Below are 13,564 nucleotides of genomic sequence, written 5' to 3'. Positions count from 1 at the left end.
GGCTGCACAAAAACATTCGTATCCCCATAGCTCAGCATCTTATCGGTATAGGCATACAAAGTATATTTACCTTCTTCAAGCATTCTGGGCATAAAAAGGTTTACAGCCCCATGTGCCTGACCTTCGTACTGCTCATCCTTATCTTTGGTATACAATGAAATGCTTCCGTTTCCACGGATATCATACATGGGGAACTGCCCCCTCAGCACGGCCTCTTTATCCTCATTGGTAAGGCGTACATACAATACCTTATTGTCTGTTGAAGTATCCCCGAGCAGGTAAGCTTTAAACCAGATGCTTTCTTCAGGTGAATAAATATTCTTATCCAGGTGAAGATAAAGATTGCTGGATGGGTGTTCTGCCTGATAAACCGACAGTTGTTTTTTCAGCTGATCCGAGCTATTTAGCTTATGCCCCTCTTTCTGTCCTTTTGCAGAAAAAACTACAATTAAAAATAACACAAAGATATTGATCAGCTTCCTATTCATTTAAGGCATTAATATTTTTATTTAGCAAGCATCCCTTAGGACATTGAACTAACGAGGTTAACAAAATGGATATTTAAAAGAGTATCAAGGAAGTAAATACCCGAAGGTTTCAGCGTTTTTTTAGTTCATAGTTTGTTGGTCAAACCAGAGAGGTTATACATTTGGTTAATTATCACTAATTTACAGAGGGGTTACAATTAAAAATTATTCAAAAAAAGCAATCTACTCAACTATCTATTCCTCTCATCTGCCCTTTTACAGAGAGCCATAAGTAAGTTGCCCACGCAGAACAAACTGCAAGTGAGTATTTAAGGCGCTATTTTTATAAGGGCAGGCATACGTGCCGAGCCCAGCTGTCCGTTCATATCGCTCCCTTCCACAGCAATGGTATAACTGGACGGTTGCCCTGCGGCATAAAATGATACAGTGGCTTCCCCTTTTTCATCGGTAATGATATTGGGTTCCCAATAAATAGTGGAACGGATATCGGGTACACTACTATCCTTGTTAAGGTATTTTGGGCTATAGAATTTTTTTGGCAGTGAAAAAGCGAGCGGTTTATACAGGTAAGTTCCGGGTGTTTGTTTCATGAAAGGCCCTCTGCCATTTCGGGTGGTGATTTCTATATAGGTATAATCTATGCCCGAAGCACCACCAACTCCGGTTAGCCCACCTTTTCCGCTAAATGAGGTTTCGGCCGTACTTAAAAACTTATTGTTGTATTTTACATTATAAGAAGCATTGTACATTACCTCTATTCCTTTCACATCTTCGGCTGTAAAATTGTCAAGGTTCGTTTTGATGTGCGTATATCGCTCCTGCAAACCTTCTGCGGAATCATCGGCATCTGCCATCAGCTGCCAGTACTCGTAGCTCTGGTCCAGGTCTATACCATCTATGATAATTTTAACCAGCTGATTTTTAAGCTTCAAGCCAAACTTTCTTATTTTAGATGGGGGATATAAATAGCTGCCCATAACCAAACCGGGTATACGTGCCATTAGCAACTCGTATAATGGCCTTTTACCCTCTTTTAACAGGTCGCTTTCCGTTAAAACCTGATCGGCCTCACCTGATCCATTCAAATTATGTGAACCCTTGACTATCTTTTTTGCTTCAATGTTCACTTCATTCAATAGCTTTCCGGTAGATTTATCCTGCTGTTGTTTTAGCGCAAGGGCTTTTTCTACCTTCTGCTCAAGGGCGGGGTCTTTTACCTGGGCCTCGGTTGAATAATTTACAAGTAAAGGGCTGAACACGGGCGGTTTCCATTCATCTACTTCCAGGTTCACAAAGAAGTTTTTACCTTTTTTATTGGTGGCCTGTATTTTATAAACTGCCGTATCTGCAATGGGCAGGTTTTTGAAAATGAACCTTCCATCTGGGCCGGCAACGGTATCCATAAACAGTAGAGGTTTTTTTACAAATAAACTAACTTTTGCCCCCGCCAATCCTGAAAAAGTTGAGCTTACTTTTCCTGTAATCATAAATTCCGGTTCGGCGCTATATTTAGGTATTTTATAGTTTGACAGCTCGTTCCAGTTATAGCCCAACCAACCAGCGGTAAGTGCCAGACTATCCAATGCCTGTTGGGCAGCAACAGTACCGTTGCTGTATGCATCTGCACTTTTAGGCTGATTGCGCAGTTCTGAGGAAAGCAGCATATAGGTATTCAGGTCCCCGTTTTTAGTAGGCCCCTGAGCAACCTGGCTGTCATCGGTTACCGACAGGGAGAAACTTCCCTGTACAGGCTCATTGTTCTTATCTGTAACCTTTATCCGCAGCGCAATACTGTCCCTGCTTTTGTAAACGGCCTGCACCGTACTGACGTTGACCGTCAGCTGGTCGTGCTGATCAATATAGATCATCCTTTCATTCAGTGCTTTCAGATTTTTATCAATAAGGGTAAACCTTGCAATACCGGTAGGGAACAGGCTCTTTGGAACAGCGTTTACAATCTTTCCGTCTTTTAAGTTAACCGGAATGGCATAGCAAACTACACCTCTGGACTGGCCAACAAGGTAATAACCTGATAAATTTTTAGCTTCCCCTTCAGCAGTAATGGTCAGTTCCATATCTGCTTTTTCCGGAGAACTATTTATGCCTAAAGTAGTTCCGGTGTTTGGAATAAGAGGTGTATTGAGGTTTTTAACAGCCTTTTTTAAAACTGCAGCATTGCTCGGTAACGTTGCATTACTGATATAAATGTTTGCGGTATAAGCAGCGGCCTCACCAAAATTAAGCATCCAGTTGGTGTAGGCGCGCAGCAGGTAATTGCCTGTTGGCAAGTCCCTTTCATCCAGGCTGATGTTACCCCAACCCATCCCATATTTAGCCGGGAATTTCATCCGTTTCAATACTTTATTTTCAGCATTTACCAGTTCAACATAAAACAGTCCACTTTTGCTGGATGGCATTAAAAAAGGTCCTTCCAGTAAATAGGCCTTAAGCCAAAGTGTATCGCCCGCAAGGTAATTGAACTTGTCCAGGTGCAGGTATAGTTTCTCTACCGGCATATCTTTCCTTACCGTATCCATCAGCGTCTTGAACTGTTTGGCCTGGGAGATGCTATAAACGGGTTGTTTTTGTGCCTTAACAGCGTTATTGGAAAACAGGATTATAAATAAAACAAGTAAATTAAAAAATCGTACCGCGTTTTTTCCTTGTTTCATCTATATAAATCTTTTTACCATGTATGTCATTGGCTATTTCCATTAAAAGTGCGAATAATTTTTTGGATAGTGCCTTTTCTGCACCCGAATATTCAATGTCGTATTTAAAAATATGATCGCTTTCTCCCAATATGGAAGTTACGGCCTTTAAATTGTATTTCCCACTTAATTCAATGCTATTGGCATTGATCTGTCCATTGAAAACATAAGCCGCCCTGCCGCCTTCTATAATAGAATCTTTTGTTGAAATCCTAAACAACTTCCGGTTAATGCTTACCTGATAACCTCTATTTACCAATGCTGTTTGCAGGAGGAATAAGTTTTGGTTAACGGACTTATCATTTTCTATCAGGAGCTTGTTTACGCCTTTGAAAAGTACCGAATCCATGAGCTGTTTTTTAATGGGGTTCTTTTTTACAGGTGCCGGGACCGTTTTGATCTGGCTTAGGCCCATAAGCGGCATAAACAATAACAGGAGCATTATTCTTTTCATATTTCAGGTTCTTAATTTCAGAGATTTTTCATTCGCACCTCCACTGTAAACTACTTTTGTAATTGCCTTTCTGAATTCGCCCCCGTCAATGGTTATGGCTTCATTGGATTTTCCTTCTAAACTGAGCAGCACCTTACAAGGGCTTAACACCCTGGTGGCGGTAAACAGCAGGTCTTTTGAATTCACTATTCTTAACAGGGATGGCGCAGTAGTACTGCCCTGTAGGCTTAAGCCATTGATAGCTGCATCCTGTACATTGTCAAAAACAATAGCGGGCCGGCTGTCATTGTGCTCAAATTCGAACCGTACATTTTGCAGGGTTAAACCCTTTACATTTCTGGCATACAAGCCATAGGCGGGGGGACCTCCCGGCGCCGTATCCCAGACACCAAAATATTCGGCAGCAATTTTCGGAACATCGTGTTTACCGGCCTGAGCTAGTGTACCACCCCCGGCATAGGTTACATGCACATCCGTAAAACTGATGTTTTCGAGGTAATGATCGTCCATAGCATTCAGGGTAATGCAGGAGTTTCTTTCTCCTTCTTTAAAGTTGAGTTCAAAATGGATATCGGGATGAGGGACAGGTGCCGCCACTACAGAGGCCCTTATACCATTAAACGAAATGTTGCGGATAAAGGGCTTGCCGGCAACCTGATTGCTGCCTCCTTGAATGTTGCCGGATGTACCACTAAAGCCAATCCCGATGGGCCCGGTTACATTTTTCATGATGATATTGGAGAAGCTAAAATTTTCTATACTGGCCCTCCCTGCACTGATCTTTATCGGGCAGCCATAAGTATCGTAAATAAGGCAATTGGATACTGCAATATTCTGCGATTCGCCACCGCCAAAACGAAATATAGACCAGCGGGTACTAAAACTGCAATTGGTAATGGTTACAAATTTATTACTGCCAAACAAAGCGCAGGCATCATCCTGGCATTGTACATCGCAATTGGTAATGTGTACGTACTGGCAACTGCTAAAATGAAAACCATCGTTATTTTTATTTACACGGTTATAAATTCTTACACCATCTATATATACCTGTTTACATTGCAGTAAACGGATACAGTGGTAGGCGCTGGCCTGTAAAAAGGCATCGTGTAAACGGAGTTCGGTACATTGGTAAAAAATGAGGAGATGCGGACGGTCGAAATTGCCATCAATGCCTTTTTGTCCGGGCCCGGTATTGTCGCCTTTTCCGTTATAGAATGCCAGTCCGTTCCCGTCTATGGTACCTTTACCCTCAATGCTTAACCTTTCTGCATTTACTGCATACAGAAAAACGATGTTGCCATTTCCTGCCGGCACACCTTTGCCTGCGGTATAATGGGCTCTTTTCGGACTTCCAAGTAATTTACCCCCGGCTGATAAATGAAAGGTTACATTGGATTTAAGCTGCAGGGTTCCGGATAAGAATACACCTGTGGGAATGAACACCGTGCCACCCCCTGCCGCATTACAGGCGTCAATTGCAGCTTGTATGGCAACAGTATCCAGGCTTTCCCCATCCCCTTTTGCTCCGTAGTCCCTGATGTTATAAATATCCTGTTTAGGTATTTCCTGCGGCATTCTGGCACTGATCATCGCTGCTCCCCCAAGTGCTAAGGCCGGAACAGAAACTTTGCCCAGCCAGGCGCGGCGCGAAAGCTGGTCTGATGATTCCTGATTGATCATTGTTTGTTAAATTCTAATGTAAGTGTAGCTTTTGGTGCTTCTATAATTTCACCCGTATCCTTGTCTTCATATTTAATGTTTGTGAAACCCGCAGTCCAGGTCATCTCAGTAGCGGTTGCAGCAGCTATCTTCCAGATATGGGCATCAAAAATTGCTGCATCATATAGTTCAATATAGATGACATTGTTCTCTTCCACAAGGTTATACCTGGTATCCAAAACCTCAGCACTACGGGTAACCACTCTGGCTTTCAGCTCTTTCATAAAACTGAGCTGCTCTGCTATACTGGTACTTTCCAGTACCTCTTCATATTCTTTCTGGCCAGACTGATCATAATAAATGATCTTGTTTGACAACACAGACCATTTGCCCATCAGGTTGTTGTTCATTTTTACCACCTGGGAATTATCTTTTTTGCATCCAATAACAGCTACTGCCATAAATGCGATTAGCAACAATTTTTTCATCATAATTATTTAACAGGAAACAAGCGTAGCATAACCACTCCATGTTGTGCTACTTCAGTTTTAAATTCGTTTTCAAAAATTCCAAGATCTTGTTGGCGCCACAGGTCGCGCAGTTTATATTTACCTTTGATACCCAGATCAGACCATTTTAGGGTTAACTGCCGACTTCCATCGTCAGCCAGGTTAAACAGACCTGCAGCCTTGCTCCCGTCTTCCATATCTTTTGCCATTACGCCAATATCCCCTTCTTTGGCAATTACAATGGCCTGTTTACCTAATGGATCCTGGTTTACAGCATTCACTTCATCGTTTGTGAGCAGGCTTAAGGTAAAGTTGTCCAGTTTTGAAATGTCGTTCCCCAGCAACAAGGGTACCGACATCAGGCACCAGGCCGTCATGTGAGTATATTGCTCATCGGGACTTAATTTAGAGGGCCATTTTTCTGCCGAGTTCCAGCCCACCACCCCCAATATCATCATATCCGGATCGTTCCAGTGACCCGGCCTGGCAAATTTTGCCCATTTGTCCTGTGTAAAAATCCTGCTTTTTAAACTTTTCCAGTTGTCTTTAATGTCGCCACCCGTACGCCATGCATTTGATACCTGTGACAGATCAGCAATGGTTTCAAAGGGGGTGCTGTTGGATAAACTGTAAACCAGGTCGCGGCCACTATTCCTGAGTGCATCATACATGGCCTTTGTTTCGTTTAACTCTATAGGGTTCCAGTCGTACTTCAGGTAATCAAAGCCCCATTCTGCAAATTGTCTGGCATCATTATCCCAGAAATGATAGGTCCCGATTGCATAAGGCAGCTGCTTTTTATTTCTGGGGATGTTCTCTTTAGTGCGTTCAAATGTTCCTTCGGCATTCATGGCCGAACCACCTGTACGGTGACCGTAAGACTCTACCCAGGGGGTAGAATAGGTGCCAATTTTAAGGCCAAGACCATGAACCTCATCCACCAGTTGCTGCATATCCGGAAACCGGCTGCTATCCGGAAGAATGGCATGATGTTTACCGCCACGTTTGCCCTGCCAGCCATCATCAATGTTCATATACGACCATCCATAATTGATCAGACCGGTACTGGCCATGGCTTTTGCCTGCGTCAATACTTGTTCCTGGGTAATCCTGGTGCCATAGATGTTGTAATGGTTCCAGCCCATTGGCGGCGTAAGCGCCACTTCTTCTCCTACTATTATTTTGAATTCCCGGCTGGCTTTACCCAGAGAATTGGAAGCTTCGATGTTGAGGGTATAAGTACCCGGTTTGGCAACTGATCCTGAAATGCGCCCGGTTTTAGCATCTACCTTTACACCTTTGGGCAGGGGTTTAGCAGAGAACTGCATAGGCCTGTTGCCTGATGCCGGAATGGTAAACAAGATGGGATGATTGGGCCGGACACCAAATACTCTGGGGCCGTTGATACGGGGTTCCGGTTTGGCTGCCGGTGTTAAAATAAATGTTGAATTTGTTTGCGCCCATAAATTTGTTGCACTTAATGCACAAAGTAAAAATATGGGGATACCTGCAAAACATTTATACCAGGGGGATACCCATAACAACCCGATTAATTTTTTCATACCTGATTTAACACAATTCATTCTTCTAACCCCTTTGATTTTTCAACATCAACAATTTCTTTTTACTTTTTTCCAATTGCAAAATCCGCAAAAAGGACTTTTTCATCCCTCAACCGAACCGCATTACTTAAACTGCGGTATATACCCCATTTCGGACGGCAAAATGTAGCCGCTGTACGCCACAGATCCATATCGCTTATAGCATACGATAACAATACCGATCCATCACTTACTTTCTTTAATACCAGCTCATAAGTACCATGTGTACCAAATTTTATTTTTTCTGTAGCTTCAATCCAATTCCCTTTGAATGGTGCAAGGTCAACTATTTTAACCTTGCCAAGCGTAGTAGCATCAGTATTGCCGGTATGAATGATTTCCAGTTTATCCGGACTGCCATAACGTGGTGTAATGGTAATTAACGGAGAATCTTCATTGGTACCATCCCCGGCCTTGATTTGATGTATATGTGTAAAACCAGATGAGGACTGAAAAGCTGCATCCAGTTTAAACTTCCATTTAAAGATCATTTCATCACCGTTAAATGCCTTTCCGGCTGATGGAGAAGACCCATATGTTTTAATTTCTGTTCTTTGCCTGTCAGTAGCACCACAACGGTCGTCATCAAGGGCTACATGGGCAAAAAAAGCAAATACATTTTTATTTAGCCCATTCTCAAATTCTTCTGTAATGTGTGGAACCGGGTGTCCACAATCAGGCACTTCATAAGCTGTACCACCTAATATCCGGTTTATAAGTCCGTAAGTATCACCAGGGCCATCTGCCTCCAGGTTAATCATTGAGGCATATTTATCTTCTTCAACCTGCCCTGCAAGATTTACGACCATAGTGCTGTAAGCAGTATGAAATGTATCAATAGCAGATGTTTGTGGCAGGTATGCTGTTCTGAATGAGAAAGCGCTGCCAGTTTTATACGCTGTTAGTGTAGTACTGGCTGTTGTTGGTAAAACATTTACTTTATGGTTGGCGCCCTGACTGTCAGTGAAGGTAACTTCTGTATGAACAGCTCCTGCTGCTGCATTTTTCCAGCTGATGATTGCTGCACCATTTGTCGCAGTATGAGCTACCTGGTCTACAGGCCGGTTTACCAATGACGCTTCATACTTGTCACCATAAACCTGTCCGCTCACAGATGTGCCTTGTGATTTATCACCCTTGTTATTGTAGGCATATACAAAAAAACTATAATTTCCTTCGGTCAGGTTATTGATTATAGTTGTTACATTTTCTGTTGGGGCAGGTGCCGGCAGTTCAAGAGAATCGGTATTATTGTTCCAGAATACGCGGTATTTAGCGATGCTGACATTAGCAGATGCAGCGGGTTGTTTCCAGCTTAATTTTACACGGGATTTTCCACTGTTAATGCTTAGTGCTGTAACATTTCCTATTGTTGCAGCGGCTGACTCATCAATAGGGTCAATCTTTTTTTTCTTACAGCTCACCAGGAAAAAAAACATTAACAGGAGTACGGCTGGAAAAAAATATTTTAGTTTCATAATTTTTAATCAGGATTAGAATTTTCCATACAAAAAGGCCGGCTGATGTGGGGAAAACCATAAGCTTAGCATTAAGACCTATAGGATGGTGATCCTACAGGCCTTAATGATTAAGCATGATGCATCGGGTATTTCCGGTGCGTTCAAATCTGAGGTTGTTAATTATAGTTTATCTTTCTTATAAACTTCAATTTCAGAGACGTTAATATTTGTGGCCTCATCTCTTAAACCAATATTGATTTTTATAAACCGGCCTTTCAGGTTAACAAGCGCTGTATTATCTGCATTTGTGGAAACAAATATATCTTCTGTTTCAGGTGCACCGAACTTGATGTAAGCTCTTTTCCATTTCGTATCCGTTGCTATAGTTGCGGCTTCAGTATACAATACCTCATAATAGGTAATCTTACCCGGATCTTTAATAAAATAAGTCTGTACCGTATTAAAATCAACAGCAGAGCCCAGGTCGACATAGAACCAGACGTTCAGATCAGCACGCTCAGAACTACTTGGCTGCCAAACAGTTGAATTTGTACGATCTCCATCGGTAAGCGTAGTCCCTGTTCCACTGCTGGTGGTTACCTTTTTCTTTAACGCAAGGTTTTCATCTTTTGACGGAGGGGTTGGCGGTACATAATACTTGTAACCTATATCGGTATATGCTGTAAAAAAAGTATCGATAGCCGTTTCTTCCGGCAAATAAGCAGTTCTGTATCTTACCTTTGCGCCTGGCGCATCCTTAAAGTTGAACAGGGTATCCCTGTCCAGCCAGATCATCCCCCTGCGGGCATCGGCAGGATTGGGAATCTTTTTCTTCTGAACAGTTTTAACCTGGCCTGCAGTATTGGTATAAATAAGGTCTATCCTTACTGCCTGCTGGGCTACTCCGTACCATGGAATGTATAAGTCGCTCTTACCATTTAAAATATTGAGCTGGGGCATATCAAGGGGTCTGTTGGTAATGGATGCCTGATAATTATCGCCATATACATCGCCAATAACTTCAGATTTAACTGAAGAATGTCCTTTATCGTCGTACATGAAAACACTAAAGGTATAGATTCCTTCTTTCAGCCTGTCAATAAATGTTTGCACTGAATCGGTACCACTGCCCCGCTGTATAGCCAGAACAACAGAGTCGCGGCCTGCAGGTCTTTGACCCGGAATAACAGGTTCTCCTTCTATATGCGCCGGATTGTTCCAGTATATTTTTGCAGAGGTTATTTTTGGGTCTGATACGATATACCATTTTAATTTAACCCTTTTGTTACCTGAAAAAACCTGTAAAAGCTCGGGCTTACCATTGTAAACGATTTCGCCGCCATTCAGGAAATCCTTGTAGGTGGCGTCCATTTTCTCACAAGAGGTAAAGCACACACCCGCTAGCAGGAGAAAAAGGAAATTTCGGATAATTGATTTTATATACATGATCTTTTTAATCTAAGTGTATTTATTGTTGAATCTGTCCCCATATTCTTAACTCGGACATATGCAGAAAACCTAGTGTACCCTGTATGGATGCCCAGTTATCAATGTGTTTCCAGGCGATATACCTTACCGCAGGCGCATCGAGCGGGAATTCATATTCATGACCGGCACGGGCAATCTCCACATCATCATTGGATACCTGTCCGACTGGCAATCCTGAAGGTTTTACCATGATCTGGTGATCGAGCATTACCCAGCTGTTTTGATCGGCAGGTGTATTGGTACCCCATATTTCCCATTCGTGGGGGTTTCCATGGCTATAAAAATAAGTCGAGTTGTCATCGTGCATACGTTGCCAGATCTTATAGCGGCTTAAACGTGTAACTTTACCCAAATCCATAGGGAACCAGGCTGGTAAGGGATTTTTCTCATTGGAATGAAAACCATTGTTACCGATCTGATTGTCGAATAAATTGGTGAACGGCCATGAACTCAGGTTACCAGGTTCTGCCAGCAGGGAACCGTCAACAGGAAGCGGTCTTATCTGCGGGATCGGGAATTTTTTCCTGACATCTACAGCTGCTTTTAACTGCTCTTCATATATTGGCGTCATTTCTTTCTGCAAAGTATCTGTTCGGTTGTCCCAGGTATCTTTTACGAAAAAGCCAAACTTACGGGGTTTAGCTTCCAGGCCACGTACTGAAAAACCACCTGAGGCCAAACCTGTATAATAGGCATCTACATCTTTCCATTCGCTCAGCTTGTCGTCCCATACCACTACACCAATTACAATATTGTAGGGGCGTTCGCCTGTAGATGCGGGGTTCAGGAACTTCACATTCATTCCACCAAAGGACTCTCTGATGGCCAGGGACTGCATCACGCCAAAGATTGGAGGGGCTAAGGGGTTAATGGTTACTTTAATTGGTGCGGATGCTTCTTCACCAGTTCCAACTGCATAAAGTTTAACCTCGCGCGGATTGGTATCACCTAAGCCTTCAATAAGGACTGATTTTTTGTAAAAAGATGATTTCGAGACCACCATTTTACCCTGGCGCTCATATTCTGCTTTTACATATAAAAGATTTGCATCATCGGGAAGGGTATAACTAATTATAGCCCCCCCAGCAATGTTTTCAACCGAAGCATTTGTAACTGGTTTGGGTGCACCTTTTTCACCGTAAAGCGGCTTAAGGGTTTCTTCTTTACAGGAAGACATCACCACCGATACCAGCATGAATAGGGTAAGTATCGTTTTAAACTGTTTCATATTTTTAATTTTTAGGATCAATAATTTGTTTACCAGCCTGGATTTTGGACCAGATTTTTGTTGATCTGCATTTCTCCAAGCTCTATTGGCCATAAATATTCCTTCATGGTGAAGTATTGGTTGTACAGCAAGACCGAACGGTAAAATGAATTCGCACTTTTTTGGGTAATGTCCCAACCTTTTACCGGCTGGTTCAAATCTTTATGTGCCTCTTTCCATCTGCGCAGGTCCCAGAAACGCTGGCCTTCAAAAGCCAGCTCAATGCTGCGCTCCTGATGGATGATCTTTCTTAAATTAGTCTTATCGTTGTAGTACCCAGGCTGTGTAGAGAACCTGTCCCAGGCTTCTTCAACAGATAGGACGCCAGCCCGTTCCCTTACCAGGTTCAGGTATGCTGTTGTTGCAGGACTGTAGCCATTTACTTCATTTAATGATTCTGCATACAATAAATACAGATCCGATAACCGCAGCTCCGGCCATGGGTAGGTAACGGTATTGCTGGTAATGTTTCCGTCAGCAGCACAAAAAGTCTCGATATTTACCAGTTTTTTGATCCAGTAACCTGTGATAGAAAAATTACTGATACCCTGGCGTGCCGAAATTTCTGAAGCCCTGGCCTGTACAAAATTGAGGTTTTTTGTAATATCGTTGTTGTTTACCCAGTTGCCAAACCATATACCACGGTCGAATCCGATACTGGCATAAAAACGGGGTTCCCTGTCAAAATGTAGTTTTACAGTATTGGAATCCAGTTTCACATAAAACCGGTCTTTATCTGCAGCAACCTTAAGTTCATAGCGTCCGGCATAGTCCCAGGTTTTGTCGCTGTTAATCGGAAGTCCGTGCTCCGTATAAAACATTTCAGCCATTTTCAATGTAGGGGCAAGAATACCTTTAGGGCCACTACCACTGGTAGCACCACCTGCAATGATAGGCATAGACCAGCGTTGCATGTTTACATCGGCCCTGCTGTTGGTATTTGCCCAGATTACTTCCGGGTTGGCTTCACGCTGGGTAATGGCTGTGCGGATTTCCAGTTGTTTCCTGATCGTATCGTTGATCACATAAGTAGCCAGTCCCGGGAAAGTGCTTAACCTGTAGCCCTGAGCATGACAGTAGTCGATAGCCTCCTTACAAGCATCTGCAGCGCGTTGCCATTTGGTTGCATCATAAGCAGGTGTAAAAAGTGGTACACCCTGCTTGTCGCTGAAACCTGCATATTCAGGATTTCCGTTAAACAGGGGGCTTGCTGCAGTAACCAGTACTTTAGCCTTTAAAGCTTTTACAATAGGTTTGGTGATCCTTCCGAGCTCTGAAACTTCTGTTGAGGCAACACTTTCCGGCAGATTGGGATTGTCAAATGACTCATCCAATAGCTGGACAATATAGTTTACACAGCTATCTAAAGGTGCCCTGCGTACCTGAACCTGTTCGGGAGAAGAGGCAATTGGCAAATTCTCCTTCATCAGCGGAATGGGGCCATACATCCTTAACAGATAGAAATGATAATAAGCTTTCAGAAATTTCACCTCTGCAATCCAGCGTTCCTTTTCCCAGGTATTCATCTCTTCTACCTTATTGATGTTGTCCAAAAAAATGTTACAGTCCCGTATACCGCGGAACAAAGGTTTGCCTCCACGACTGCCACTCCAATAGTTACCAAAAGGGTTGTCGGAATTTTGCAGACCTAACGCGATGCTGTAAAAATTGGTACTCACATCCATTGGTGGATTTGGATACCAGATCTCATCAGCAGCCGAAAAACCAGTATTGGTATTGAAATGACCATTGGCCGGCATATAAGAATAGCAGGTAAATAAATATTTTTCTGCAGATGAGCGCAGGTTAAAGGCATAGTCTATCGTAGCAACGTTATCCGGAACAACATCCAGAAATTTTTTGCAGGACATAAAAGTGCCTATAAGGGTAATGAGCAATATGATATTAATTTTTTTCATGATCG

Annotated in this window: 9 protein-coding genes and 1 pseudogene; all 10 read right to left on the bottom strand. The window is 42.8% G+C overall.

Translation table 11 applies throughout. The features are described from left to right. A pseudogene (locus HDC92_RS09745) lies at nt 1–488 on the bottom strand (hypothetical protein); the annotation flags it as partial. Nucleotides 489–796: 308 nt separating this feature from the next. Further along, on the bottom strand, nt 797–3,160 hold the full coding sequence (locus HDC92_RS09740; protein ID WP_183874078.1) for a carboxypeptidase-like regulatory domain-containing protein: 2,364 nt from the start codon (nt 3,158–3,160) through the stop codon (nt 797–799). Next, nucleotides 3,126–3,653, bottom strand: a complete 528-nt coding sequence (locus HDC92_RS09735) for a hypothetical protein (protein WP_183874076.1) — start codon at nt 3,651–3,653, stop codon at nt 3,126–3,128. The genes HDC92_RS09740 and HDC92_RS09735 overlap by 35 nt, the downstream gene beginning before the upstream one ends. Nucleotides 3,654–3,656: 3 nt before the next feature. Continuing rightward, on the bottom strand, nt 3,657–5,336 hold the full coding sequence (locus HDC92_RS09730; protein WP_183874074.1) for a glycoside hydrolase family 28 protein: 1,680 nt from the start codon (nt 5,334–5,336) through the stop codon (nt 3,657–3,659). Next, nucleotides 5,333–5,806, bottom strand: a complete 474-nt coding sequence (locus HDC92_RS09725; RefSeq protein WP_012780884.1) for a hypothetical protein — start codon at nt 5,804–5,806, stop codon at nt 5,333–5,335. The genes HDC92_RS09730 and HDC92_RS09725 overlap by 4 nt, the downstream gene beginning before the upstream one ends. Nucleotides 5,807–5,808: 2 nt before the next feature. Then, nucleotides 5,809–7,386 carry a putative Ig domain-containing protein gene (locus HDC92_RS09720; RefSeq protein ID WP_255484497.1) on the bottom strand — a complete coding sequence of 526 codons (1,578 nt, stop codon included), beginning with the start codon at nt 7,384–7,386 and terminating at the stop codon, nt 5,809–5,811. 62 nt (nt 7,387–7,448) lie between these two features. Further along, nucleotides 7,449–8,903: a DUF4998 domain-containing protein gene (locus HDC92_RS09715; RefSeq protein WP_183874070.1), complete on the bottom strand. Its 1,455-nt coding sequence runs from the start codon at nt 8,901–8,903 to the stop codon at nt 7,449–7,451. Between the two features lie 162 nt (nt 8,904–9,065). Then, nucleotides 9,066–10,331: a DUF4998 domain-containing protein gene (locus tag HDC92_RS09710; protein WP_183874068.1), complete on the bottom strand. Its 1,266-nt coding sequence runs from the start codon at nt 10,329–10,331 to the stop codon at nt 9,066–9,068. Nucleotides 10,332–10,353: 22 nt separating this feature from the next. Further along, entirely contained in the window at nt 10,354–11,601 is a 1,248-nt protein-coding gene (locus tag HDC92_RS09705; protein ID WP_012780880.1) for a DUF5000 domain-containing lipoprotein, read from the bottom strand. Between the two features lie 29 nt (nt 11,602–11,630). Further along, nucleotides 11,631–13,559, bottom strand: a complete 1,929-nt coding sequence (locus HDC92_RS09700; RefSeq protein ID WP_183874066.1) for a RagB/SusD family nutrient uptake outer membrane protein — start codon at nt 13,557–13,559, stop codon at nt 11,631–11,633. Nucleotides 13,560–13,564: the final 5 nt, after the last annotated feature.

It is taken from the genome of Pedobacter sp. AK017 (assembly GCF_014200825.1).
GTDB classification, from domain to species: domain Bacteria; phylum Bacteroidota; class Bacteroidia; order Sphingobacteriales; family Sphingobacteriaceae; genus Pedobacter; species Pedobacter heparinus.
The sequence above is the reverse complement of the archived record's forward strand: the minus strand, read 5'-3'. Positions and strand labels throughout refer to the sequence as shown.